This window comes from Luteibacter sp. KNZ12-1A, assembly GCF_056755675.1.
The window spans coordinates 17,546-42,931 of the sequence record NZ_JBPGXU010000016.1 but is presented as its reverse complement, the minus strand read 5'-3'; the positions used below and the strand labels follow the sequence as shown (position 1 = coordinate 42,931).

Sequence of the window (25,386 nt, the reverse complement as noted above, 5' to 3'; positions counted from 1 at the left end):
GTTTATCGCAAGTGGATAGGTTTGGACAAGACGGCCTTCGGTCAGGCGGCGGTGCCACCGACGGTCATGCCGTCGACACGCAGGGTCGGCTGACCGACGCCGACCGGTACGCTCTGGCCGTCCTTGCCGCACACGCCCACGCCTTCGTCGAGCGCCAGGTCGTTGCCGATCATCGACACGCGCGTGAGCACGTCCGGGCCCGAACCGACCAGCGTGGCGCCCTTGACCGGACGCGTGACCTTGCCGTCCTCGATGAGGTACGCCTCGCTCGCGGAGAAGACGAACTTGCCGTTGGTGATATCCACCTGCCCGCCACCGAAATTCACCGCGTAGATGCCGCGCTTCACCGAGCGGATGATCTCCTCCGGCTCACGGTCGCCGGCGAGCATGTACGTGTTGGTCATGCGCGGCATCGGCAATTGCGCGAACGACTCGCGGCGGCCATTACCCGTGGACTTCACGCCCATGAGGCGCGCATTGAGCTTGTCCTGCATGTAACCCTTGAGGATGCCGTTCTCGATCAGCGTGGTGCATTCGGTGGGCGTGCCTTCGTCGTCGATGCTGAGCGAGCCGCGCCGGCCCGGCAGCGTGCCGTCGTCGACCACGGTGACGCCCTCGGCCGCCACGCGCTGGCCGATGCGGCCCGCGAAGGCGGAGCTGCCCTTGCGATTGAAATCGCCTTCGAGTCCGTGCCCGATGGCCTCGTGCAGGAGGATGCCCGGCCAGCCGGGACCGAGCACGACAGTCATGCTGCCCGCCGGAGCGTCCACGGCCTCGAGGTTGACCAGCGCCTGGCGCACGGCTTCGGCGGCGAACGCATGCGCGCGGCCGTTCTCGATCAGTTCCCGATAACCGTATCGACCACCTCCACCGGCGTGTCCCTGCTCGCGACGGCCGCCCTGCTCGGCGATCACCTGCACGTTCAGGCGTACCAGGGGACGCACGTCGGCGGCCAGCGTACCGTCGGAACCGGCGACGAGGATCGTGTCCATCGTCGCCGCCAGGCTCACCACCACCTGCTTCACCCGCGGGTCCCGCGAACGCGCGTAGGCGTCCACTTCACGCAGGAGCGCGATCTTCTCCTCGTTGGGCAGGCTCTCGACCGGATCGATCGCGGGATACAGCCCACGCCCGGTGGCGATCGCCAGCGGCTTGCCCGCCCCCGCACCACCCTGGGCGATGGCACGCGCGGCACGCGACGCCTCCAGCAGCTGCGGCAGGACGATTTCATCCGAGTACGAGAAGCCGGTCTTCTCGCCGGAGATCGCCCGTACACCGACGCCCTGCTCGATCGAATGGCTGCCGTCCTTCACGATGCCTTCCTCCAGCACCCAGGACTCGCTGCGCGAGTGCTGGAAATACAGGTCCGCGGCATCGATCGACGGACCCATCAGCTGGGAAAACACCCGGTCCAGGTCGTTGGAGGCAAGGCCGCCGGGCGTGAGCAGGCGACGTTCGGCGAGGGAAATCAGGGAATCCATCAAGGCAGCCGGTAGCGAAAGCGGGAACCCCGATGATGGGGCCTGGAACCGTCAGGTTAAACCCTGGAGCCGCGTTTGGCAGGGCCCGCCGCGCCATTGCTTCGCCTCTTGAGGAGCTTCTCCTGCTTCTCCAGTACCGACCAGGGAACAATGGCATCCAGGGTGGCCGCCATGAGATCGCGTGTCATCTCGCGGTCGTAGGAGGCCTGGAGCCCCGTCCAGAATTCATCGGACATGCCGAAGAACCGGGAAAGCCGCAACCCGGTATCCGCCGTGACCGCCCGCTTGCCGGCGACAATCTCACCAATGCGCGGAGCAGGCACGCCAATAGCCTTCGCCAGGCGGTACTGGGTGAGTCCGAGTGGCTTCAGGAATTCTTCCAGCAATATCTCGCCGGGGTGGGGATACGGAACCTCGCGCATACGGCGGTCCTCTTAGTGGTAATCGACGATGGTGACGTCGTGGGCATGACCATCGCGCCAAACGAAACATACGCGGAACTGGTCATTGATACGGATGCTGTACTGCCCGTCACGTGTCCCGCGCAGGGGCTTCAAACGATTTGCCGGTGGCCGTCTGAGGTCGTCCAGCGTCAGCGCGTCATGAATCGCCGCCAGCTTGCGAAGCACGATGCGCTCGATATTTATCCACCTTCGAACACGCTCGCCACCGAACAGTGCCTCGGCCTCCGCGTCGCCAAACGACTTGATCATGAGTAGTAACGCTGCTCGATAATAACGAGCAACGATACTATTCGCAATGATTTCCCCGATCAGCCAGCGTGCGACGCTGGCTGGCGTCAGCGCGCTTCGGGCGAGGTCGAGGGGCCGCCCTTGTCGATGGGCGTGAAGACAGGCTTATCCCAGCTGCCGGTGACGTGGTAACGCTTGCGCGCGGCCTGGTTGAGGCCCCTGCCGAGGATGCCCTGCACGGCGAGGCCCGCCGCCGCTCCCACCGGGCCACCCGCGAGGGCGCCCACTACGGGGAGGCTGCTGCCGAGGTGAGGAACGACCAGCACTTCCTGGTCGTAGTCGCGCGCCTTGAGGCCGGCGCGGCCGGTGATCGTGATCTCCGCGGCGGGCGCGCGGATCTTCAGGTTCTGCGTGGTGGCATTGCCATCGGCGAAACGGAAATCTCCCGCGATCGAATCGAAGGCGAAGCCCTTGCCCAGGACATCGCCGAAATCCAGCGACAAGCGCCGCGGGAGTTCGGTCACCGAGACGAGACCGAACAGCCGGCCCACGCCGGGCTGTACTTCGAGGATGCGTCCGTTGGCGACGTCGACCCTCAGGGTGCCATCCATGTTCGCCAGTGCCAGCGCGGAAGGTCCGCCCGGCCACGCCGCGTCCAGCCGTGCCTCGGCGCGGCCACCCTGCAGGATGCCGGCGAAGCCGAGCGCATCGAACATGCGTGCCACGTCCTCGGAGGCGAAGTCCATCGACAGATGGGTGCGGCTGCGCTTCTCGTCACCGTTCCAGTCGCCCGTGGCGGTGATCTGGATGTTCTTCGACTGCGCCCGCAACTGGTCGATGTGCATGCCCTCGTCGGTCGGCCAGGTTTCCAGCCGCGCCTCGCCGAGGCGCGCCTTGCCCAGGCGCATGTCGGTCACTTGCAGATGCAATGGCGGCAGGCTGGCGGGAGCCACGCCGGCTTCGTTCGCATCCGGCGGTTTCGGTGCCTGGGCAGGTGTTTCCCCGGCCCCTTCCGCCTTGGCCACCGTGGCGGCGACGGTCGTGGCGCCAGCGGCCACCGTCTTGCCCTTCTTCGCGGCGTCGGCCGCGTCATCGGCCGCGGGCCACCACAGGCGGTCCATGCGCGCGGTGATGCCGCGCCGGCGCAGTTCCTCGTTAGGCACCGTCATCTGGCCAGCCATGGCGTCGCTGTCCACGCGCAAGGACAGTGCTTGCGCACCGGGACGGCCGACGAGATGCATGTTGGCGAAATGCTGGCCGAAGACTTCGCTGTCGTCCGCGCTCACGTCCAGCGCCGACAAGCCGGGCCCGCTGCCGCCGCTGGAAAGTCCGACCACGTATTGGACCCAGCCGGAAACATCGAGCCGGGCGGCGTGACCGCCGATCAGGTAACCCTGCGCGGGCATCGTCGCGGGTACCGTGCTGCCGAGATTGAACGCCGCGGCGATAGGAGCCGTGTCGGTCGGCAGGCGCAGGCGACCGCGCACGACATCGCCCAGCGCGACATCCAGGCGCGCCCCGTCCACGGGAAGTCCGACACGCACCGAAAGCGGCGTGGCGGCATTCGCCGGTTTCTTCACCGGCGTGGGCATCGTCAGCTCCACGCCACGCAGGTCGGAATCGACGCGCAGCGTCTGCGCGGTGGCATCGCCCTGCCCGGTCTTGCTCAGGTCGAAGCCGATGCGGAACGTGCCGCGTCCCTTCGCGATATCCGCCAGCCATTTCAGGTTTTCGAAATCGCCGATCATTTCGCCAACCGTGAAGGCGCCGGTGAGCGACGCATCGACGATCTTCGCCGGATCGCCGGTCGCACCCGCGATGGCGACGTCGAGGTCGGCGGGCTGGCCGCGGTACGCGGTCTTCAGGCCCTTGGCCGAGAAGCCCGTGCCATCGAACGTCATCGGCCCGGTGATCTTGTCGAGGCGCAGCTTCCACGCGTCGGCGACGAGGTCCGCGTCCTTGATGGTCGCCTTGCCTTGCAGCGTGAAGTCCTTCGCGCTCTTCAGGGGCATCAGCAGGTTGAAGCCGAATTCACCCGTGCCGCCGAGCTTCATCGCGTCGAGCGCCTCGCGGCTGCGACTGGCGACCGGGCTGTTCTTGATGAAGTCGAGATAGCTGCCACCGGTGCCCGCGCCGCTCACCTTGAGATCGAGGATGCCATCGGCGAAATCGGGGATGGCCGCCGACGCGGAACTCACGGCGTTACCGAGCGAATGACCTTCGGTCGCCTCGACGTACATGCCGTTGCCGATGAAGTTGGCGACGGCGGCGACGCCCTCGGCACGCGGCCATCCCGTGCCGTAGTCGAGTACCAGGTCGGCGATCGCGGCACGTGCCTCGAAGCGCCCTTCCTGGTTCTTGAACGGAAACTCGCGCAGGTTGCCGCGAAGCAACGCCGAGCCGCCCTCGATGCGACCGGACACGAGTCCACGATTGAGCCAGTTCTGGGCGCCTTCCGACATCGAGTGGATCGGCCAGAACAGTTTGGCGGCGGGCACCTCGCCTTCGCCGAGCGCGACGTACATGTCCATGAAGGGACCGGTGTCGGTCGCCGGCAGGACGAGTTCGCCACGCACCTGGCCGCCGTAACCCTCGCCACGGAAATCCAGCGGGTCGACCCCGATGTGCCAGTCATCTTCGTCCTTGTACACCGCGATGTCGCCGCCAAGAGAAGCCATGACGAACGGTTTGCGGAACACACCCGTGGCGTCGATCGTGGTGGGCTGCTTCGGCAGGCTGAGCGCCAGTGCCTCGCCATCGCCGAACACCTCGCCTTTCAACGAAGACACGCCAGGCAAGCTGCCGCTGGCGTCGATGCCCACGCCGGAAAAGGTGGCATGCGCGAAGCTCACGCCGTCGACGGAGTTCCAATCCGCGCGAAGCTGGTCGAAACGTCCATGCGGATGCCCTTCGCCGAGCCAGCGCGCCAGCGATGGCGAGACTTGCGGCAAGACGCCCGCCCAAGGCAGCAGCGGCGCAAGATCGAGCGTGCGCCCGACCAGCGTGCCGTCGCTGCGATCCCCGGAATTGCGCAGCACGAGGGCGACGTCGCTGCCATCGTTGCCTGCCCAGTCGATACGCTGTCCGTCGGCGGTACGGTGAAAATCGACGACGCCATGCAGGCCCGCGGTGCGTACCGTGCGTGCCGGACCGCGAATGGCGAGGTTATCGAGGTCGAGCCGCGACGTCGCGCGCACCACGTGCGCATCGCGCCAGTCGAGCCAGGTTTCGAAACGTCCCTTGCCGCCCGCCAGGGCGTAGCCGCCGGCGTCGAAATCGCCGGTGAGCGCCGCGAAGTCGACATCGGCGCCCTTGACGTAAATGCGTCCGCTCGACCCGTCGTCGGCGAAGCGGCCGGCGGCGCTCAACAGTCCACTGACATGCTCGCGGCGCAAGGTCCCGCCGAAGCGGATCGTTCGGCCTTGCAGGCTGATCCGCAGCTGGTCGGCCACCAGGCCGTAGTGTCGCCGGGTGGTGTCGTCGGCGATGTCCAGGTGCAGGTTGCCCAGCCAGAGGTCGGCCGAAAGATTGCCCAGCGACACCTTCTGGGTGCCGCCGCCCGCACCGAAACCGTCGATGCTCCAACGCCCGTCGACGGCCCGGCGCAAGCCGAGGCGAAGATCGCTCAGGCGCAGGTTGATGAGGTGCCGCGACGGCAGCACGAACGCGCCGAAATCGAGCTTCACCGCCGCTTGCGGCAGGTGCAGCGGTTCACCGCCCTCCACCGGCGCGATGGTCACGTCGCGCATCACGAACAGCGGGCCCGATGGCCGCCAGAAGCCTTCCAGCGAGGCGAAACGCACCGGACGATGCAGGCGCTCGCTGAGCATGGCGGCCACGCGTTCCGGATAACGTGCGGCCAGCGGCAGCAACAGCTGGCCGAGCGCCATCACGATCGCGAGGGCGACCAACAGGCTCGCGACCAGACCCAGGAAGAAGAACCGCAGGCGTCGTGCGCGATGGCGCCAGTGCGGACTCACCGGCCCGGGTTCCGGCGGTGCGCGCCGGGTTCAGAGGAGGACGACATCGAACTGTTCCTGCGAGTAATGCTCTTCCGCCTGGAAGCGGATGCTCTTGGCGATGAATTCTTCCAGCTCCGCGACGGCCGCCGATTCCTCCTCGAGGATGCGGCCGACCACCTTGGGGCTGGCCATCACCAGGAGTTTCTGCGCGTTGAACTGGCGTACCGCCCGCGTGATCTCGCGGAATATCTCGTAGATCACCGTCTCGGCGGTCTTCAGCGTGCCGCGGCCGCTGCAAGCGGGACACGGTTCGCACAACTGGCGTTCGAGGCTTTCCGTGGTGCGCTTGCGGGTCATCTCGACCAGGCCCAGGGCCGACATCGGATAGACCGTGGTCTTCGCGTGATCCTTCGCCAGGCCCTTCTCGAGCATGCGCAATACCTGGCGCTTGTGCTCGTCGTCGATCATGTCGATGAAGTCGATGATGATGATGCCGCCGAGGTTGCGCAGCCGCAGCTGGCGAGCCGCCGCCTGCGCGGCCTCGAGGTTCGTGCGGTACACGGTTTCCTCGAGGTTGCGGGTACCGAGGTAACCGCCCGTGTTGACGTCGATGGTGGTCATCGCCTCGGTCTGGTCGACGATCAGGTAGCCGCCCGATTTCAGCGGCACTTCCTTGCGCAGCGCACGCTGGATCTCGTCCTCCACGCCATAGAGGTCGAAGATCGGCCGTTCGCCCGCGTAGTGCTCGATGCGGTCGGACAGCACCGGCATGAACTTGTGCACGAACTTGACCGTTTTCTCGTAGGTTTCGCGTGAATCCACGCGAACCTTCTCGATGCCGTCGTTGAGCGAATCGCGCAGGGAGCGCAGCGGCAGCGAGAGTTCCTCGTACACGCGCTCGCCGACCTTGGCCTTCTGGATGTTTTCCTGCACCACGCGCCAGACCTTGCCGAGGTAGGTCACGTCGAACGCGAGCGATTCCTCCGACTGGCCTTCCGCGTTGGTGCGCACGATGTAGCCCAGGTGGTTCTCGCCGATCAGCGGGTTGAGGATGTCCTTGAGCCGCTGGCGCTCGGTTTCTTCCTCGATGCGCACCGATACGCCCAGCGTGCGCGAATGCGGCAGGAGGACGAGGTAGCGCGACGGGATCGACAGGTGCGTGGAAAGCCGTGCGCCCTTGCTGCCGATCGGGTCCTTGACCACCTGCACGACGATTTCCTGTCCCTCGTGCACCAGCTCGGAGATCGACGGCACCGGCCCATGGCCGTTGCCCTTGCCTTCCACCGGCGCATCGGTCGGTGGCAACGGCGGGCGCACGATGTCGGAGGCGTGCAGGAACGCGGCACGCTCCAGCCCGATCTCCACGAACACGGCCTGCATGCCCGGCATCACGCGCTGTACGCGTCCCTTGTACACGTTGCCCACGTAGCCGCGCTTCTGCGCACGCTCCACGTGGACTTCCTGGAGCATGCCGTTCTCGACGATCGCCACCCGCGTCTCACGTGGCGTGACATTGATCAGTATTTCTTCGCTCACCGGCGCCCCTTTTCCTTGAGTCATCGTGCTTTATAGCCCGCGCGTCGACAGCCTGTCACTGACCGTGGAGGAGCTGGAAGGTTTCGAACAGGGGCAGGCCCATGACGCCGGAGTAACTGCCCGAGAGATGTTCCACGAAGGCCGCGGCGGCGCCCTGGATCGCATACGCGCCCGCCTTGCCGAAACACTCGCCGGTGGCCACGTAGGACGCGATGGCGCGCCCGGAGAGCGGCGCGAAGCGCACGGTCGATACCGATACCGCCTGCCGTTCCCCGCCGGCCTCCACCAGCCATACGGTCGAGAGCACCCGATGCTCGCGACCGGCAAGACGGCCGAGCATGGCCACGGCGTCCGCGGCGTCACGGGGTTTGCCGAAGACTTCGTCGCCGAGTACCACCTCGGTGTCGGCGCCCAACACCCGTGCGCCCGGTTCGCCCATCACGCGTGCGAATCCCGCCCGCGCCTTGTCCCGCGCCACGCGTGACACATAGGCGTCCGCTGGCTCGCCAGGCTCGCGGATCTCCTCCACGTCCACTTCGAGGACCCGGTGGTCTTCGCCGATCTGGCTCAGGAGTTCGCGGCGGCGGGGCGATTGCGAGGCCAGGTACAGCACGGCGGTTCCTTCAGGCGCGGTGATAGGGGTGGCCTGCCACGAGGGTCGTGGCGCGGTAGAGCTGCTCGGCCAGCACGAGGCGAACAAGCATGTGCGGCAATGTCAGCGGCCCCAGCGACCAGGTCTGGTCCGCCCGGGCCAGCACCTCGGGCGCGTGGCCGTCGGGGCCCCCGATGAGGAAGGCGACATCGCGTCCACCCATGCGCCATTGCTCCAGCTGCCGGGCGAGGTCTTCGCTGGACCACGCCTTGCCGCGCCCGTCGAGGGCGACGACGTGGATGTCGCGTGGCAGCGTCGCCAGGATGGCGACGCCCTCGTCGAGCGTCGCCCGTGCGTCGTCGCGGCCCTTGCCGCGCGCACCGGGCTTTATCTCGACCAGTTCGAGGGGAAAATCGTGGGACAGCCGCTTCCGGTATTCGGCGAAGCCTTCGGCCACCCAGGCCGGCATGCGTTCGCCGACCGCGATGAGGCGAGCCCGCACGGCGGGCTCAGGCGTTCGCGGCTTCGGCGCCGTCGTCGCCGACGGTCCAGAGACGCTCCAGGCCGTAGAACTCGCGGATGCGCGGCATCATCACGTGGACGATGATGTCGCCGAGGTCGACGAGCACCCATTCGGCTTCGGTCTGTCCTTCGACGCCGAGCGGCATCACGCCCGCCTCCTTGGCGAACTTGATGACTTCGTCGGCGATCGACTTGACGTGACGGGCGGAGGTGCCCGATGCGATGAACAGGATGTCGGCGATTAGCGCCCGAGGGCGCGATACGGCGCCAGCAAGGCCTCGTCCGCGAAGCACGCCGAGGGCATCAGAAAGCGCGGTTCGCCACCCGCCGCGAAGGACTCGCGGATCGCCGTGGCGGCGATGTCGAGCGGCGTGATCGCGATGTCGACCACCTGTCCGGATGGCCCGCTCAAACGTTCCACCCGGCGCCCGGCGATGAAAGCCGCCAGCTCACCCGACAACGGGTGGGTCGTCCCGGGCCGCGTCAGCACGCCCACGTGGGCGAACGCGAACAGTTCCCGCCAAAGGTGCCAGGACGCCAGTCCGGCGAACGCATCGGCGCCCACCAGGAGCACCAGCGACCGCTCCGGCCCGATGTCGGCACGCAGGGAGGCCAATGTGTCGACCGTATAAGAGGGACCGTCGCGGTCCAGTTCGCGGGTATCGATGGCGAGGCGATCCTGTCCCCCGAGCGCCGCGCGCAGCAAGGCGACGCGGCCGCTGGCATCGGCGACCGGCGGCGGCCGGTGCGGCGGCGTGCGCGCGGGTACCAGGCGCACCTCGGCGTCGAGCGCCTCGGCCGCCTCCCAGGCGGCCCGCAAGTGGCCGTGATGGACCGGATCGAAGGTGCCACCGAGGATGGCGAGCGGGCGCGGCCGGCTCATGCGAACACGGTGGCCGCGCGCGGCTCGGCGATGGCGGCAACGAGCCTTTCGGCTTCCAGCCAGGGATCGCCTTGCTCGCGGCCCTTGGCCATGCGATCGATGCGCGCGGCACGGGCGAGGCAAGCCATCCAGTGCTCGCGCGGCGCGCGGCGCAGCGCCTTGCGGAAGAGTTGCTCACGCGCGGGCCAGAGACGTTCGGCCTTGGCCTGCGCGCCGAAATCACGGGCATTGGCCAGGCGCATGGCGAGTTGCAGCTGGTTGACCAGCCAACCCATGAGCGCGATGAGTTCGTCGCCTTCCGCGCGCAGGCCGGCGAGGATGCGCAAGGCGCGTCCTCCCTCACCCGCGAAGGCGGCGTCGGTGAGCTTGAATGCGTCGTAGCGGGCGCTATCGGCGACGAGACCTTCCAGTGTCGTGGCGTCGAGGCGCTGATCGCCGGCGAGGACGACGAGCTTGTCCACCTCCTGGGCAGCGGCCAACAGGTTGCCTTCCACGCGCTCGGCCAGCATCGCCACGGCGTCGGGGGTGGCCTTGACGCCGCGCGAGGCGAGTCGCGCGCCGATCCATTGTGTCCATTCATGCGGCCGCGGGGCGTTGAACACCACCTGGACGCCGCCCTGGTCGACCGTCTTGGTCCACACCGCCTCGTGCTTGCTGCTCCACTCGGTGGCGGTGATCAACAAGGTCGTGTCCAGCGGCGGATTGGCCACGAATTCAGAGATCGCCGCGCCGCCGTCCTTGCCCGCGCGGCCGCCGGCGAGGCGCAAGTCGAGCAGGCGCCGGGTCGCGAACAGCGACAAGCCCGCCGAGGCACGGGCGAGATCGTCCCAGTCGAAGCGGCTGTCCGCCTCCAGCACCTCGCGCTCGGAGTAACCGAGCCGGCGCGCCATGGCGCGCACGGCATCGGCCGCTTCCAGCACGAGCAGTTCCTCGCCGGCCAGCAGGTAGACCGGCGCCATGCGGTCGCCGGCGAGATGCTTCTGCCACTGGCTGGGATTGAAGGGCACGCCGCCGGCTCAGTTCGAGGTGGCTGGCGCCTGCGCGGGCGCCGCCATGGCCGGATGCGCGCCAGCGGCCTGCAAGCGGAACAGGATCGCCTGGACCATGTCGCCGATGAGGCTGCGCTGCAGCTCTTCGGTCTGGCTCGCGGTACCGATGGTATTGGTCGCGTCGTAGCTGAATTCGCGGGACATATCGACCGCCTGCGACGGGATGATGACCGTGCCGTCGCCCGCCTTCGCGTTGAAGTCGACGTGGTAGCGCACCGCGTATTCCGTGACGCGGGCGGTGCCGCTGACGGTCAGCGAATCGGTGCGGAACGTGTTCGAGGTGACAGCCAGTTCGGCCGCGTCGATCGAGGGCTTGTCCACGATCGTCACGTCGGAATTCTCCAGCGCCCGGGTGAGCTCGCGTTCGAGCTTGCCGCCGCCGGATACCGTGAGATGGATCTTCTTCATCCCCGGTGGCAACGCCGCGCTCTGGCGCAGGTGGAAGCCGCAGGCACTGACCAGGGCCGCGATGGAGACCAGCGCGGCGATGCGAAGCGAACGAAGGAGGTTCGGGCTCATGGTTATCCTGCGACGATGTTGACGATCTTGCCGGGCACGACGATCACCTTGCGCACGGTCTGGCCTTCGAGCAAGCGGGCCACGTTGGGTTCGGCCCGCGCCATGGCTTCCGCCTCGTCCTTCGAGGCCGATGCCGGCACCTCGATGGTAGCGCGAAGTTTGCCGTTCACCTGCACCGCGTAGGTCAGCGAGTCGCGGACCAGCGCCGCCGGGTCCACTTGTGGCCAGCCGGCGTCCTCGACCAGGGTCTCTCCATGCCCGAGCACCTGCCACAACGCATGGGAGACATGCGGGGTGAATGGGTTGATCAGCTGGACGATGGCCGTGAAGGCCTCCTGGCGCAGCGCCCTGCCCTGGGTGCTGGCGTCGTCGAACTTGCCCAACGCGTTCAGCAGTTCCATCAGCGCGGCGATGGCCGTATTGAAGGACTGGCGGCGGCCGATGTCGTCGCCCACCTTCTGGATCGTCTCGTGCAACTGGCGGCGCAGCGTCTTGCGCGCGGCTTCGCCCGCGGCGTCCTCGCCCGAAGCGACGGACGAGGCATGCGTGTTGATATCGCGCCAGAGGCGGCGCAGGAACCGCGCCATGCCTTCCACGCCGGCTTCGTTCCACTCCAGCGACTGGTCCGCCGGTGCGGCGAACATCGAGAACAGGCGCACGGTGTCCGCGCCGTACTTCTCGACCATCGACTGCGGGTCCACGCCGTTGTTCTTCGACTTGGACATCTTCTCGACGCCACCGATTTCCACCGGCTTGCCGTCGGCGCGCAGCACCGCGCCGACGATGCGCGCGCGTTCGTCGCGCTGCACGTCGACATCGGCCGGGTTGAACCAGGTGCTGGAGCCGTCGGCTTCCTTACGGAAGTACGTCTCGGCGATCACCATGCCCTGGCAGAGCAGGTTCGTCGCCGGCTCGTCGCTGTCCACCAGCCCTTCGTCACGCATGAGCTTGTGGTAGAAGCGGAAATACAACAGGTGCAGGATCGCGTGCTCGATGCCGCCGATGTACTGGTCGACCGGGGTCCAGTAGTTGGCGCGTTCGTCCACCTGCCCGTTCGCACCGGGGCTCGTGTAGCGCGCGTAATACCAACTCGATTCCATGAAGGTATCGAAGGTGTCGGTTTCGCGTTCGGCGGCGCCGCCACAGGTGGGGCACGTGGTCTTGCGCCATGCCGGATCGGCCTTGATCGGCGATTGCACGCCGGAGAAGGCCACGTCTTCCGGCAGCACCACCGGCAACTGGTCTTCGGGCACCGGCACGGCGCCGCACGCAGGGCAATGGATCACCGGGATCGGGCAACCCCAGTAGCGCTGGCGGCTGACGCCCCAATCGCGGATGCGCCAGTTGACCCGGCGCTCGCCACGCCCGGCGGCCTCGAGTTTCGCGGCGATGGCATCGAACGCCGCCTTGAATTCCAGTCCGTCGAACTCGCCCGAGTTGATCAGCGTGCCGTAGTCGGTGTACGCGCCGGCGGTCTGGATGTCGTTCTCGAAGGTCTTGATCGTCTCGACCGCGGCGGACGACTGGTAAGCGTCCGAGGAGCCGCCATCCAGCGCGTTCTGCACCGTGTCGGTGCCGTCGGCGGCGAGATCGCGCTTCAGTTCCGCGACGGCGTCGACGACGCCACGGTCGACCACCACCATCTTGATCGGCAGGGAATACTTCTGCGCGAACTCCCAATCGCGCTGGTCATGCCCGGGCACGGCCATGACGGCACCGGTGCCGTAGCCCATCAGCACGAAGTTGGCGACCCATACCGGCACCTTTTCACCGGTGAGCGGATGCGTGGCGTCGATGCCGGTGTAGTAACCGCGCTTCTCCTGCGTTTCCAGTTCGGCCTCGGATACGCCGCCTGCCTTGCAGCTCTCGATGAATTCCGCGAGGCCCGGGTTACCCTCGGCCGCGCGCGTGGCGATCGGGTGCTCGGCGGCCACCGCCACGTAGGACACGCCCATGAGCGTGTCCGGCCGGGTGGTGAATACCGTGAGCGGCTCGTCCTGGCCATCCACGTCGAAGGTGATCTCCAGGCCCTCGGACCGGCCCAGCCAGTTGCGCTGCATGGTCTTGACCGCTTCGGGCCAGCCCGGCAGCGTGTCGAGGCCATCGAGCAGTTCCTGCGCGTAGGCGGTGATCTTCAGGAACCACTGCGGGATCTCGCGTTTCTCGACCACCGCGCCGGAGCGCCAGCCCCGGCCGTCGATGACCTGCTCGTTGGCCAGCACGGTCTGGTCGACCGGATCCCAGTTCACGACGCTGTTCTTGCGGTACACCAGGCCTTTCTTCATCAGCCGGGTGAACATCTGCTGTTCCCAGCGGTAGTACTCCGGCTTGCAGGTGGTGACCTCGCGGGTCCAGTCGTACGCGAAGCCCATGCGCTTCAACTGCTCGCGCATGTGCTCGATGTTCTTGTAGGTCCACTTCGCCGGCGCCGTGTTGTTCTTGATCGCGGCGTTCTCGGCAGGCAGGCCGAAGGCGTCCCAGCCCATCGGCTGGAGCACGTTCTTGCCCTGCTGGCGCTGGAAACGGCTGATCACGTCGCCGATGGTGTAGTTGCGCACGTGGCCCATATGCAGGGCGCCCGACGGGTACGGCAGCATCGAGAGGCAGTAATACTTCGGCCTGGACGTGTCTTCCGTGACCTCGAAGGCGCGGGTTTCGTTCCAGAAGCGCTGGGCGGCCGTCTCGACGACGTCCGGGGCGTAACCGCCCTGCTCGCGCGTGCCCTGATCGTGGGTGTCCTGCATGGAGTTCGGTACCAATGGAATGCTCGGTTGGCCGCAAGGAAAAACGCGGCGGTCAATCGCGGGAGACTATCCCACGGGGCCGTTCGGGCCAAGTGTTGAGGCCACTTGAGGTGGGAGCCGACCCTGTCGGCGATGGGTGCTTGTCGTAACCTGGCCCGCTGCGCGGGATCGCCGACAAGGTCGGCTCCCACCTTGAGCGGCTCACCGGCGCTCCCCCGGCTACTGGCAGGGAGGGTTCTGGCCGGCGGCCACGGCGCGCACGGCCGCGGCGACCTGGTCGGCCACCTTGCCAAGGGCGCGCTGGTGGGCCTCGACCAGGCTGCCGTACGTCGAGCCGGCAGGTTCGGCGACGCGCGACGCGCAGTTCGCGGCGACGCCCTCGGCGCCACGGACCGACCAGGAGGCTTCCAGCGTGGCGTTGCCGCCCACTTCCGAATCGAACCGGCGGACATCGAGCCGCACGCCGACGACCCGGGCGTCCTTCCCCCGCGGCAACCCGTGCACGTCGTGGGTCCCCAGCCGCGCCGCCAGGTCGGCCGATAGCGCGCCGCGGATCTCGTCGCCCAACGGCGAGGCCCAACGTTCGCCATCGAGCACGGCGATGCCACTGGCGCCCTGGCGCAACACCAGCGCCGGCTGGTCGACCTGGGGCGGCACGGCCACCGGCTGCACGTCGATGACGAAGGCGGCGGAAGCCGCCGGCATCGGCGCAGACGGCGGAACCAGCGTGTGGAAGTGGGTCGGCGCGGAGGCGCAGGCGGCCAGCGAGCCGATCAGGATGGCGGCACCGGCGAGGCGGAGGGTATGCGTCATGGCTGTTCTTCCTTGCCCTGCTTCGTGGACGGCGGGGTACTGATCTTCGGCGGCGCGTCGGCGCCGCGACCGCGCAACAGCGCTTCCGGATGCCGTCCCAGGTAATCGGTGAAGGCGCGGACCGAACGCACGGTGCGTTGCAATTCCTCGAGCGTGTTGGCGATGTTCTGCTGCAAGGGCGAATTCTCGGACAAGGCGTCGTTGGCCGTGCCAACGGTCCGGTTCACGCCCTGCAAGGTCTTCTTCGCCTCGGGCAGGAGCTCGCCGTTGACCTGCTTCAAGGTGCCCTGGAGCTCCTTCAGGCTGCCGTCGAGGTTCTTGCCGATCGAGTCGAACGGAATCTTCTCGACCTTGTCGACGATGCTGGAAAGCTGTTCCTGCAAGTGGTCGAAATCACCCGGCGTCGTCGGCACCTCCACCGGCTTGGCCTTTTCGTCGAACGCGACCTTGGGCGCCTTCGGGTCGAAGTCGAGCGCGATGTAGAGCTGGCCGGTGAGCAGGTTGCCGGTGCGCGCCTGCGCACGCAGTCCGTGCGCGACCAGCCCGCCCATGATCCGCGGGAACAGGCTGTCCTCGTCGCCGCCGACGGCCTTGGCCAGCTTCTCGTTGGCCTGGCCCAGGCGCTGCGGGTAGACCAGCGCACCGACGATGACCGGGAAGGTCTGTGTCTTCGGATCGTAGTCGAGGTTCACCGAGACCACGCGGCCCACCTTGACGCCCAGCAGTTCGACGGGAGCATCGACGGTCAGCCCGCGTAGCGAGTGTTCGAAACGCATGCGGATGTAACGCGGCTTGCCGTCGGGCGGTGCCAGTGCCGTGGTCTGGTCGCTGAAGAGGGTGTATTCCGCCATTTCCGGCGCGGGTGCTTCGTCATGCGGCCCCGGCGGATCCTGGAAGGCGACGCCGCCGGCGATCACCGTGGCCAGCGACTGCGTGTTCATCTTCAACCCGTCGGCACCGAGCGACACGTCGACGCCGCTGGCGTTCCAGAAGCGCGTGTCCTTTCCTACGAAGCGATCGTTGGGCCCGTCGATGAAGAGCTGCAACGAGACGCCCTTGCCGTCCTTGTCCAACTCGTACGAGACGATCCGGCCGACCTGGATGCGGCGGTAGTAAACGGGCGAACCGATATCCAGCGAGCCAAGGTCGGAGGAATGCAGGACGAACCGTCGGCCGGGCGCGCCATGGGTCACCGCCGGTGGCGTTTCCAGGCCCGTGAAGTCGCTTTGCTCCTCGTCCGAATCGCCGGCGTCCGCGCCGATGAAGGCGCCCGAGAGCAAGGTATCGATGCCGGATACACCGCTGGCCCCGATGCGCGGGCGCACCACCCAGTAACGGGTGCCCTTGGTGGCGAAGGCGCTGGCATCCTTCTCGAGGTCGATCATGACCGTGATGTGCGTGCGGTCGCGCGAGAGGCGCATCGTCGTGACCTTGCCGATCACCACGTTCTTGAACTTGACCTGGGTCTTGCCCGCCTCGATGCCCTCGGCGGTGAGGAAGGTGACGGTGATCCGCGGGCCGGCCGACATGTAATGGTTGACCAGCAGCGAGATGCCGACGAGCGCGGCCACGATGGGCACCAGCCAGATCAGCGAGAAGCCCATCTTCGACCGGCGCACGACCGGTTGCGGCAGGTCCTCCGGCGGAGGCGTGTTTCCTACGTTGGTGTCGCTCATTGCGATTTCCTGTTGTCCCAGATCAGGCGGGGATCGAAGCTCATGGCCGATAGCATCGTCAGTACGACGACCACGCCGAAATAGACCACGCCGGGCAAGGGCTCGACGCGGCTGAGGATCTTGAAATGGACCAGGGCCGACAGGATCGCCACGACGAACACGTCGAGCATCGACCAGTAGCCGACCAGTTCCACGAAGCGGTACAACCGCGCACGCTGCTTCGCCACGAACCCGCTGGAACGCTGCACGGACACCAGCAGGTAACCCATGATGACGAACTTCAGCACGGGCACGATGATGCTCGCCGTGAAGACGATGACCGCGAGGCCGGGGGAGCCCGCCCGCCAGAGCTCCGCGATCCCGCTGAGGATCGTGTTGTCGTCCTTCGACGAGAGGCTCTGCGTGCGCATGATCGGGAACACGTTCGCCGGGATGTAGAAGATCGCCGCCGCCGCGAGCAAGGCCCAGGCGCGGGCGATGCTGCCGCGCTTGCGCGCGTGCAGGGCGTTGCCGCAGCGTGGGCAGTGCGCGTGCGGATCGTCCGTGTACGCCGTGACCAGCCGGCACACATGGCAGGACATCATGCCCAGTTCGCTGGCCCGCGGCGGCGCGTTCATGCCCTCGCCTCCCGCGTGATGTCCCAGAGCTGCCGCGGGTCGTGGCTGGAGAACAACGTGACCAGCAAGGTGAGGAAGCCGAAGGCCCAGATGCCCGGCCCCGGCACCACGTCGAAATAGGTATGCGCCTTGACCACCGCGACGAGCGTGCCCAGCATGAACACCTCGATCATGCTCCATGGCTTCACCCTGACCAGGGTCGACATGGCCTGGGCGAAACCCGGTGCACGGCGCCCGTCGCGGGCGAACCAGAGCACCCAGCCGAAGATCAGGATCTGGCTGAGCGGGAAGAAGAACAGGGTCATCGCGCTGAGGAAGGCCACCACCTGGGCGCCATCGTTCCACATGGCGATCACCGCGCCCCACAGGGTGGTGGCCGCGGTCATCCCGGACAGGCCCAGCGTGACGATGGGCGAGACATTGGCGATGACGAAGACGATGAGCGCGGCGACGATCAGGGCGAACTGCGCTTCCACGCCGAGCCATTGGTGCCGTTCCAGCACGGCGCCGCAAACGACGCAGTCGGCGACCTCCCCACGGGCGAGCGGGCGCCTCCGGTAGACGGAGTCGCAGTGTTCGCAGACGATCAGTTCCTGGGCGTTATGCATGCCTTCCCGGCGCTTCGAGGCCGCACCGGCCCGCGCCATATGATCGCAAATCCGCGTAAACGGCGCATGACGCGGTGGATAGGAGTAGTCCTAAAAGGCCCCGGGGGCTTGATATGCTCCCGCCCTTCCCCGACTTACCGGGGCATCGACACCTTGTCCCAGGAGCCTTCCGTGAGCAGCGCCCAGACCCGCAATGAACATGTCTTCGACGCGACCACGGCCGGTTTCGAGAACGACGTCATCAACGCGTCGCTCCAGACCCCCGTCCTGGTCGACCTGTGGGCCGAATGGTGCGGCCCCTGCAAGTCGCTCGGCCCGATCCTGGAAAAGCTGGCCGCCGAGTACAACGGCGGCTTCCGCCTGGCCAAGATCGACGTCGACGCCGAGCAGCAGCTGGCCGCCATGTTCGGCGTCCGCAGCATCCCCACGGTGGTTCTGATCAGCGGTGGCCAGGTGGTCGATGGTTTCGCCGGCGCCCTGCCGGAAGGCCAGATCCGTGAATTCCTCACCCGCCACGGCGTTCAGCCGGTCGACGCGGCCAACGACGAAGACGCCGCCGAACCGGCACCGGCCGAAACCGCGGAAGAGGCCATCAACCGCCTCCAGCAGGCGATCGCCGCCGAGCCGGACCGCGCCGAACTGAAGCTCGACCTCGCCCTGGCCCTCATGCGCGCCGGCCAGGTCGAACCGGCCCAGGCCGAACTCGACGCCCTGCCCGCCAACCTCGCGACCGACGCCCGTGCGGTACGCCTGCGCAGCCAGCTGGAACTGGCCCGCGCGCTGGAGGGCTCGCCGTCACTGGCTGAGCTCCGGGCCCGCGTGCAGGCCGACGACGCCGACTGGGAGGCACGCGACCTGCTGGGTGTGCGCCTGCTGATCGAAGGCGATGTGGCGGCCGGCCTCGACCAATTCATCGATGTGCTCAAGCGCCAGCGCGACTGGAACGACGGACAGGCGAAGAAGCGCCTGCTCGCGGCGTTCGCGACGATCGACGATGCGGAACTGGTGGGTACGTATCGCCGCAAGATGGCGTCGCTGCTGTTCTGATCAGCGGCGCTTGCGTCGCACGTAGAGTTGCTTGCGCACCGTGGCCACGAGCTCGCCCGACGCGGTGCGGATATCGGTGTCGAACCAGCGCAGGTATTTTTCGCCGTTCGCGGTGGCGGCGCGCAGTTCGTCGAGCAGCGACTCCTCGACGCGGAACTCCGCATAGACATCTTCGCGACCGGGCGCGACGAAGCGGATCTCGCCCGCCTGGTCCCACACGATGTAGTCGTTGCCGAGGCTCTTCAGCACCATGATCATCCAGAACGGATCGGTCATGGAAAACAGGTTGCCGCCGAACTGCGTGCGCACGTAGTTGCGGTTGTACCAGGCGAGCTTCAGGCGCACCTTCGCGTAACGGTAATCGTCCATCCGCACCACGCGGATCCCGGTGAACAGGAAGGGTGGCCAGGCGTTGAGGATGCGCCGCAGGGTGGGTGCTTTCATGGGATTCGCAGCGATATCAGGCGAATCCATGCTACCGGCGCGCATCCGGCGCGCGAAGTCCCCCGTTTCAAACGCGCCGCCCCATGCATGACCTATGGCACAGGCCGCGTGTCGGCGCGCCCCCGACCATCGAAGGCTGACAGTCGCCAGGGGATCCGAGCCATGCGCCAATCGCTCCGCCGCGCCACCCTCGCCGCCGCCGTCGCTTCCGCGATGGCCTTTTCCGTGTCCCAGGCCATCGCCGCGGACCTTCCCGTGGCCGCCGACCAGCCCTATCCCGGCAACCTGAGCTTGCACGTCGATCTTTCCGACGCATCGAGGCACCTCTACCACGTACGCGAGACCATCCCGGTCAGCGCGGGCCACGCGATCCTCTATTACCCGAAGTGGATCCCCGGCGTGCATGGGCCCTCCGGCCCGCTCTCCAACGTGGCGGGCTTCGTCATCACGGCGAACGGCAAGCGCATCCCCTGGCGCCGCGACCTGAAGGAGATGTACGCCTTCCACGTGGACGTGCCCGCCGGCGTGGACAAACTCGAACTCGCCTTCGAATACCTCGCTCCGGCCACGCCGAACTACATACCGCTCTCGTTCAACGAAGTGGCCTTCTATCCGGCCGGGCACTACACCAGCAGGATCACCGTCGAACCGAGCGTGAAGCTGCCTTCGGGATGGAAGTTCGCCTCCGCCCTGGAAACGGCCTCGCAATCGGGCGACGAGGTCACCTTCAAGCCGGTGAGTTTCGAGAACCTCGTGGATTCGCCCCTGATGACGGGCAAGCACTTCACCCGCATCGACCTCGCACCCGGCCAGGCCACCCAGGTCCACCTCAATATCACCGGCGATACGGCCGCTGGCGTCAAGGCCACCGAGGAACAGATCGCGAAGCAGCGTGCGCTCGTGGTGCAGGCGAACAAGCTCTTCGGCGCACACCATTACGCGCACTACGATTTCCTGCTGGTGACCTCGGATCACACGAACCACTTCGGCCTGGAACACCACCAGTCCAGCGACGATCGCCTCTACGCGAACTTCCTCACCGATCCCGACGTGAACGTGGCGGCGGGGACCCTCCTTCCGCATGAGTACATCCACTCGTGGAACGGCAAGTTCCGCCGTCCCGCCGACCTGTGGACACCGACCTTCACCGAACCGATGCAGGACGACCTGCTCTGGGTCTACGAAGGGCTCACCGACTACTGGGCCGGCGTGCTCACCGCGCGCTCGGGCATCTGGACCACCGACCAATGGCGCGATTCGCTGGCCGCGATCGCCGCCGACATGTCGGCGCGCACAGGCCGCTCGTGGCGTTCGTTGCAGGACACCGCCGACGGTATTCCGCTGTCGTCGCGCGGCGGCAGCCAGGGCTGGGGCAACCTGCGCCGCGGCTCGGATTATTACCCGGAAGGCCAGATGCTCTGGCTCGACGTCGATACGAAGATCCGTGACCTCTCCGGTGGGAAGCACACGCTGGACGAGTTCGCCCGCGCCTTCTACGGCATGGACAACGGCAGCTACGTTCCCAAGACCTATACCTTCGACGACGTGGTCTCCACCCTCAACGGTATCCAGCCCTACGACTGGGCGAGCTTCCTGCGCCAACGCCTGGATTACACGGGCGACACCCTGCCCGAGCACGGCATCGAGGGCGGCGGCTGGAAGCTGGTGTACGACGACAAGCCCACGGCATTCGCGAAGACGGCGGAGAAACTCCGCAAGACGGTCAACCTCGCGTACTCACTGGGTATCCAGGTGTCGGACAAGGGCGTGGTGACGGATTCGCAGTGGGATGGCGTCGCTGCGAAAGCGGGCATCGTTCCCGGTGTGACGCTGGTCGCGGTGAATGGCAAGGATTACTCGGCCCAGGTACTGAAGGACGCGGTGGCCGAGGCCAAGTCGGGCACCGCTCCGATCCAGTTCCTGATCAAGGATATCGACGATTACCGCACCATCGGCGTCGATTACCACGGCGGCCTGAAGTATCCGCACCTGGTGCGCGGCGAAGGCAAGGACCTGATCGGGGCGATCGCCACGCCGAAGAAATAAGAGCCCCGGGATATTTTTGTCCGGACCCCGGGGATGATATGCCCATTGTGGGAGCCGCTTTGAGCGGCGACGGGTGCTCGCCGCAACCTTGCCCGCTGCCGCGGGATCGCCGACAGAGTCGGCTCCCACAAGGTGTGGGCTCCCACAAGGTGTGGGCTCCCACAATGGCCCTTCCTTCGTCAGTCGGCTTCGCGCGCCGTCTCGAACAGGAACCACACGCGACGCTCGGTCTCGTCGATCCAGTTCTCGATCAGGCTCGCCGTCGCCACATCGGAATACTCGTCGCACACGCCATGCGTCTCCCGCAGGGAGGCGGCCAGGCTGAGGTTGTCCTCACGCAGTTCCGCGAGCATGTCCTGCGGCGTGACGAAGTCGGCGTCGTTGTCGGAAATGCGCTGCAGGCGCGCGATGTGTCCGATCGAACGGATCGTGGTTCCGCCGATCTTGCGTACGCGCTCGGCGATGTCGTCGGTGGTGGCGAAGATCTGCGACGCCTGCTCGTCGAGCAGCAGGTGGAGGTCGCGGAAACGCGGACCGGACATATGCCAATGGAAATTCTTCGTCTTCAGGTACAGCGCGAACGTGTCGGCGAGCAACGCATTCAACGCGCCGGAGATGTCGCGCGTCGCGTCGGCACCCAGACCGGTACGCGTGTTCAAGGCGGCCTTGCGCAGCTTCTTGGTCGCTTCGGGGTTTTTCATCGTGGCTGACTCCGCGTGATTGGACCCTCCAAGGATGCTCCGATCGCGTCCGTCGCGCTTGAATGAAACGCGCTCGCGATTCAGGCCAGGGGCAGGGTCACCACCACTCTCAGCCCGGGCCCGCCTTCCCGGTCCAGGAGCTCGATAACCGCTCCGTGCAACTCGACGGCCCGTTTCACGATCGACAATCCCAGGCCATAGCCCTCTCCCTGCGTGTCCACGCCGCGCTGGAACCGCGTGAACATGGCGGTGCGGCGTTCCGCCGGAATACCGGGGCCGTCGTCGGTCACCTCGATGAGGGCGCCTCGTTCGACATGCCGAATCGACAATTCGACGTGGCCTCCGTGTGGTACGTGGCGGAAGGCGTTTTCCAGCAGGTTACGGATAAGCGCGCCGAGGGCGACGCCGTATCCGTTCACGAAGAGATGGTCGGGTAGCTCGATGCTCAGTTCCGCGCCGCCGGTACCGATCACCGGCGACATTTCCTCGACCACTTCCAGCGCGAGTTCCCTGAGATCCACGCGGCTTCGCGGGCCCGACGCCGCGCCGGCTTCGAGCCGGGCCAACGCCAGCAACTGCTCGGTACGCCGCGCCAGGGAGACCAGGCATTCGCGGGCCGCTTCCAGCGCGGCCTGCGCCTCGTCCGGCTGCGCCGAGGCCATCGCGTCCTCCAGGTTGATCATGGTCGAGGCCAGGGGCGTGCGCAGCTCATGGGCCACGTCCGCGCTGAACTGCCGTTCGCGCTCCAGCGCCCCTTCCAATCGTTCGATCTGGTCGTTCAACGCCAGCAGCACGGGCCTCAGTTCGAGGGGCGCGTCCGGCAGGTGGATCGGCTCGCGGCTGCCCGGCTCGCGCCGGGCCAGCGCCCCGGCCAGCGATTCGAGTGGACGCAGGCCGCGGCGGATCGCCCAGCCGACCAGGAGCGCCAGCACGGGCAGGCCGAGGAAGGTCGGCAGGCCGTGTTCGAGCCACAGCGCACGGGTTATCTCGTGCCGGCTGTCATAGCGCTCACCGGCCCGGATGGTCACCCCTTCCTGCTCCATGATCAGGGTGAACATGCGCCATTTGTACTTGCCCTTGTGGATGTCCTCGAAGGCGCCGTCGGACGCGCGTGTGTTCGGTACCGCCGCCAGGTTTTCCGTGGCGAGCAGCAACGTGCCGTCCCGGTCGAACACCTGGAATCCCACTTCCGACTCGAAGGTGCGTCCCTGCACGGTCAGTTCCTGCGGGTGGTTGGACACGCTCGGGACGAGCATGCGGGCCGAACGTTGTTCGCGCAGCTGCTCGACGCCGATGCGGCCGACCAGGACTTCCAGCGTGCGCGCGGCCTGGGCGAGCCTGCCGTCGGACAGCTCGTCCACTTCTTCGAGCGTGTGCTTCGCGCTGAGGATGCCCAGCGGCAACAAGACCGCCGCCAGCACCAGGACGATCAACACCAGCAGGCGCGAGCGCAGGCTCGGCAGGGTCATTGCGGCTCCCGCGGCACCATGTAGCCGAAACCGCGCACCGTCTGGATCGCGCCATGGCTCAGCTTGCGCCGCAGCGAGTGCACCAGCACCTCCAGCGCGCTGGTGCTCATCACGTTGTCCGGGCCGTAGAGCGAATTCTCCAGCGATTCGCGGCGGACGATTCGTCCGGCCCGTTCCATCAAGGCTTGCAGCAGGGCGAACTCGCGCCGGGTGAGGTCCACGCGTTCGCCATGCCAGGTGACGTCGAACGTGCCCAGGTCGAGGCTCAGCGCGCCGGCCTCGAGCCGGTTCACCGCCTCGCCACGCACCCGGCGCGCCAGCGAGCGGATGCGCGCGGCCAGTTCGTCCAGGTGGAACGGTTTGATCAGGTAATCGTCGGCCCCCGCGTCGAGCACGCGGATGCGCGAATCCAGGGCGTCCCGCGCGGACATCACGATGACCGGCGTCTTCACCCGCAGGCGCCGCGCCTCGGTCAGCACGTCCATGCCATCCTTGCCGGGCAGGCCCAGGTCGAGCAGGACAAGGTCGGCGTCGTGGTCGCGCAAGGCCCGCAGCGCCTCGTTGCCCTCGCGGAACCAGCTGACCGAATAGGCCAGCCGCTCCAGGGCCCGGCGGATGGCCTCGCCAAGCTGGACGTCGTCTTCGACAAGGATGATGTGCAAGGCGAAGCCCCGGTATCCGATAGGTGCCGATTATCCTTTCGTCGAGCTTAGCGGGTCCTTAGGCATCTGCGGACATCGCACGTGAAACTCTTGCCTCAGGGCGTCTCGTCGGCCGATTCGAAGCGCCGGATCTCCGCGAGCCGCTCCGCCGCACGGCGCATCGCCGACCCTTCCGGCGCCTTGTCCAGCCGGGCCACCACGGTGAATATCGCCAGGCACATGGCCGCCGTCAGCAGCAGGAATCCGACGAAGAGTGGCCGCGCCGCAACGATGTCGACGCCCAACAAGCCGAATCCCCATATCACCAGCGCCACCCACGCGAAACATCCCACCGCGCCAAACCAGCGTCCCTCGCGGATGCGCCATGCGCGCAACGCGACGAGCCGGTGTTGCAGCGCCAGTACCGGAGCTCCCTCGTCTATCCGTTGCACGAGGAACAGGTTGCGCGCAGCCGCCACGATCATCGAGATAGCGTAAAGATGCAGAAACAGGCCGGTGACAACCAAGTTTAGATTCCCACGATGCTCAAACCAGAACGAACCGGCACCCATGGCTAGCACCACGCCTAGCACAGCCTGCAGGACCTGGCCCGCGACCAGCGGGCGTAGTTCCCTGCGAACACCAGCCGTCGCGCGTGCGGTAATCAGACGTGCCTCCATATACGCCAACCGGCGATCCAGCTCCTCCCAACCCGCTTTCAAGTCGTCGAGTTCCATGGCGTTCTCCGTTGCGTGTGCGTGATTGTTTCGCCTGCAACATTCCGACGCAGGCGTTGCTTCAGGCGCGCGATTCGCGTGCCCACGTTGCTTTCACTCAGGCCGAGCACCGCGCCGATCTCGGCGTGCGATAGTTCGTCGAGGTAAAGGAGGATCAGTGCGCGGTCGAGCGGCTCCAGACCTTCTATGGCCCGTGCCAGTGCCCCCAGGCGTTCGTCGGGCTCGTCGATCGGCGTGCCGCCGCCAAGGGTATCGATCAGTTTCTCGTCCAGTGGACACGGACGTTCACGCTCGCGCCTTGCGTGAGACAACCCGACGTTCAGCGCAACCCGGTACATCCAGGTCGAAAACGGGCGCGAAAGGTCATACGAACCGAAAGAACGCCACAGCTGCAAGGCGATCTCCTGGCTCAGGTCGCGCCGATCCTCCTGACCGCGTGCATAGATCGCGGCAACCTTGAACACGATCTTCCGGTGCGTCTGCAACAACGCCTCGAACGCGTGCCGTCTCTCTTCGTCGGCCATGAGCCCTCCTCTTTCCCCATGATTCGCCCAGCCGGCGAAAAAATCACACAATGGGGAATTCCCCCGCCGGACGGTTCCATGCT

The 25,386-nt window shown here is 66.9% G+C and carries 23 protein-coding genes and 1 pseudogene; 2 read left to right on the top strand and 22 right to left on the bottom strand.

Features of this window, described 5'->3' with window-relative positions; genetic code table 11:
* Positions 1 to 41: 41 nt before the first annotated feature.
* The 16 genes and pseudogenes from tldD to ACR9ZJ_RS05730 form a co-directional block, all read right to left on the bottom strand.
* Positions 42 to 1,481, bottom strand: coding sequence for a metalloprotease TldD (gene tldD, locus ACR9ZJ_RS05805; protein ID WP_481287150.1), 1,440 nt, complete (start codon positions 1,479 to 1,481; stop codon positions 42 to 44).
* Positions 1,482 to 1,537: 56 nt separating this feature from the next.
* Complete coding sequence (locus ACR9ZJ_RS05800) at positions 1,538 to 1,903, bottom strand: HigA family addiction module antitoxin (protein ID WP_481287149.1); 366 nt, start codon at positions 1,901 to 1,903, stop codon at positions 1,538 to 1,540.
* A 12-nt stretch (positions 1,904 to 1,915) separates the two neighbouring features.
* Positions 1,916 to 2,194 (bottom strand): type II toxin-antitoxin system RelE/ParE family toxin, encoded by a 279-nt coding sequence (locus ACR9ZJ_RS05795; RefSeq protein WP_481287148.1) that lies wholly within the window; start codon positions 2,192 to 2,194, stop codon positions 1,916 to 1,918.
* A gap of 86 nt (positions 2,195 to 2,280) precedes the next feature.
* Positions 2,281 to 6,153, bottom strand: coding sequence for a YhdP family protein (locus ACR9ZJ_RS05790; RefSeq protein ID WP_481287147.1), 3,873 nt, complete (start codon positions 6,151 to 6,153; stop codon positions 2,281 to 2,283).
* A 30-nt stretch (positions 6,154 to 6,183) separates the two neighbouring features.
* A complete protein-coding gene (rng, locus tag ACR9ZJ_RS05785) occupies positions 6,184 to 7,671 on the bottom strand; it encodes a ribonuclease G (RefSeq protein ID WP_481279619.1) in 1,488 nt (495 codons plus the stop codon).
* A gap of 55 nt (positions 7,672 to 7,726) precedes the next feature.
* The gene (locus ACR9ZJ_RS05780) at positions 7,727 to 8,284 is read right to left on the bottom strand and encodes a Maf family protein (protein WP_481279618.1); all 558 of its coding nucleotides are present in this window, start codon (positions 8,282 to 8,284) and stop codon (positions 7,727 to 7,729) included.
* Between the two features lie 10 nt (positions 8,285 to 8,294).
* A complete protein-coding gene (gene rlmH, locus ACR9ZJ_RS05775) occupies positions 8,295 to 8,765 on the bottom strand; it encodes a 23S rRNA (pseudouridine(1915)-N(3))-methyltransferase RlmH (protein WP_306850077.1) in 471 nt (156 codons plus the stop codon).
* A gap of 7 nt (positions 8,766 to 8,772) precedes the next feature.
* Positions 8,773 to 9,006, bottom strand: a pseudogene (gene rsfS, locus ACR9ZJ_RS05770) (ribosome silencing factor); the annotation flags it as partial.
* 20 nt (positions 9,007 to 9,026) lie between these two features.
* On the bottom strand, positions 9,027 to 9,668 hold the full coding sequence (gene nadD / locus ACR9ZJ_RS05765; protein ID WP_481279617.1) for a nicotinate-nucleotide adenylyltransferase: 642 nt from the start codon (positions 9,666 to 9,668) through the stop codon (positions 9,027 to 9,029).
* The gene (holA, locus tag ACR9ZJ_RS05760) at positions 9,665 to 10,675 is read right to left on the bottom strand and encodes a DNA polymerase III subunit delta (protein ID WP_481287146.1); all 1,011 of its coding nucleotides are present in this window, start codon (positions 10,673 to 10,675) and stop codon (positions 9,665 to 9,667) included. The genes nadD and holA overlap by 4 nt, the downstream gene beginning before the upstream one ends.
* A 9-nt stretch (positions 10,676 to 10,684) precedes the next feature.
* Positions 10,685 to 11,236, bottom strand: coding sequence for an LPS-assembly lipoprotein LptE (locus ACR9ZJ_RS05755; protein ID WP_481287145.1), 552 nt, complete (start codon positions 11,234 to 11,236; stop codon positions 10,685 to 10,687).
* A gap of 2 nt (positions 11,237 to 11,238) precedes the next feature.
* Positions 11,239 to 13,980, bottom strand: a complete 2,742-nt coding sequence (gene leuS, locus ACR9ZJ_RS05750; protein WP_481279614.1) for a leucine--tRNA ligase — start codon at positions 13,978 to 13,980, stop codon at positions 11,239 to 11,241.
* 219 nt (positions 13,981 to 14,199) lie between these two features.
* Positions 14,200 to 14,793, bottom strand: coding sequence for a PqiC family protein (locus ACR9ZJ_RS05745; protein WP_481287144.1), 594 nt, complete (start codon positions 14,791 to 14,793; stop codon positions 14,200 to 14,202).
* Positions 14,790 to 16,469 (bottom strand): PqiB family protein, encoded by a 1,680-nt coding sequence (locus ACR9ZJ_RS05740; RefSeq protein ID WP_481287143.1) that lies wholly within the window; start codon positions 16,467 to 16,469, stop codon positions 14,790 to 14,792. The genes ACR9ZJ_RS05745 and ACR9ZJ_RS05740 overlap by 4 nt, the downstream gene beginning before the upstream one ends.
* A complete protein-coding gene (locus ACR9ZJ_RS05735; protein WP_481279611.1) occupies positions 16,466 to 17,086 on the bottom strand; it encodes a paraquat-inducible protein A in 621 nt (206 codons plus the stop codon). The genes ACR9ZJ_RS05740 and ACR9ZJ_RS05735 overlap by 4 nt, the downstream gene beginning before the upstream one ends.
* Positions 17,083 to 17,694, bottom strand: a complete 612-nt coding sequence (locus ACR9ZJ_RS05730) for a paraquat-inducible protein A (protein ID WP_481279610.1) — start codon at positions 17,692 to 17,694, stop codon at positions 17,083 to 17,085. Before ACR9ZJ_RS05730 ends, ACR9ZJ_RS05735 begins: the two co-directional genes overlap by 4 nt.
* A 171-nt stretch (positions 17,695 to 17,865) precedes the next feature.
* Here ACR9ZJ_RS05730 and trxA point away from each other — a divergent pair, with 171 nt between their 5' ends.
* Positions 17,866 to 18,741, top strand: coding sequence for a thioredoxin (gene trxA / locus ACR9ZJ_RS05725; protein ID WP_481287142.1), 876 nt, complete (start codon positions 17,866 to 17,868; stop codon positions 18,739 to 18,741).
* Here trxA and ACR9ZJ_RS05720 read toward each other — a convergent pair whose 3' ends face one another.
* Complete coding sequence (locus ACR9ZJ_RS05720; RefSeq protein ID WP_481287141.1) at positions 18,742 to 19,185, bottom strand: DUF4442 domain-containing protein; 444 nt, start codon at positions 19,183 to 19,185, stop codon at positions 18,742 to 18,744.
* 162 nt (positions 19,186 to 19,347) lie between these two features.
* Here ACR9ZJ_RS05720 and ACR9ZJ_RS05715 point away from each other — a divergent pair, with 162 nt between their 5' ends.
* Positions 19,348 to 21,231, top strand: a complete 1,884-nt coding sequence (locus tag ACR9ZJ_RS05715) for a M61 family metallopeptidase (RefSeq protein WP_481287140.1) — start codon at positions 19,348 to 19,350, stop codon at positions 21,229 to 21,231.
* 179 nt (positions 21,232 to 21,410) lie between these two features.
* Here the strand turns inward: ACR9ZJ_RS05715 and ACR9ZJ_RS05710 are convergent, their stop codons facing one another.
* The 5 genes from ACR9ZJ_RS05710 to ACR9ZJ_RS05690 form a co-directional block, all read right to left on the bottom strand.
* Complete coding sequence (locus tag ACR9ZJ_RS05710; RefSeq protein ID WP_481287139.1) at positions 21,411 to 21,932, bottom strand: Dps family protein; 522 nt, start codon at positions 21,930 to 21,932, stop codon at positions 21,411 to 21,413.
* 80 nt (positions 21,933 to 22,012) lie between these two features.
* Positions 22,013 to 23,401 carry a sensor histidine kinase gene (locus ACR9ZJ_RS05705; protein WP_481287138.1) on the bottom strand — a complete coding sequence of 463 codons (1,389 nt, stop codon included), beginning with the start codon at positions 23,399 to 23,401 and terminating at the stop codon, positions 22,013 to 22,015.
* Entirely contained in the window at positions 23,398 to 24,063 is a 666-nt protein-coding gene (locus ACR9ZJ_RS05700) for a response regulator (RefSeq protein ID WP_371024794.1), read from the bottom strand. Before ACR9ZJ_RS05700 ends, ACR9ZJ_RS05705 begins: the two co-directional genes overlap by 4 nt.
* Before the next feature lie 95 nt (positions 24,064 to 24,158).
* Positions 24,159 to 24,779 (bottom strand): hypothetical protein, encoded by a 621-nt coding sequence (locus tag ACR9ZJ_RS05695; protein ID WP_481287137.1) that lies wholly within the window; start codon positions 24,777 to 24,779, stop codon positions 24,159 to 24,161.
* Positions 24,761 to 25,303 (bottom strand): RNA polymerase sigma factor, encoded by a 543-nt coding sequence (locus ACR9ZJ_RS05690; RefSeq protein ID WP_481287136.1) that lies wholly within the window; start codon positions 25,301 to 25,303, stop codon positions 24,761 to 24,763. The genes ACR9ZJ_RS05695 and ACR9ZJ_RS05690 overlap by 19 nt, the downstream gene beginning before the upstream one ends.
* Positions 25,304 to 25,386 lie beyond the last annotated feature (83 nt).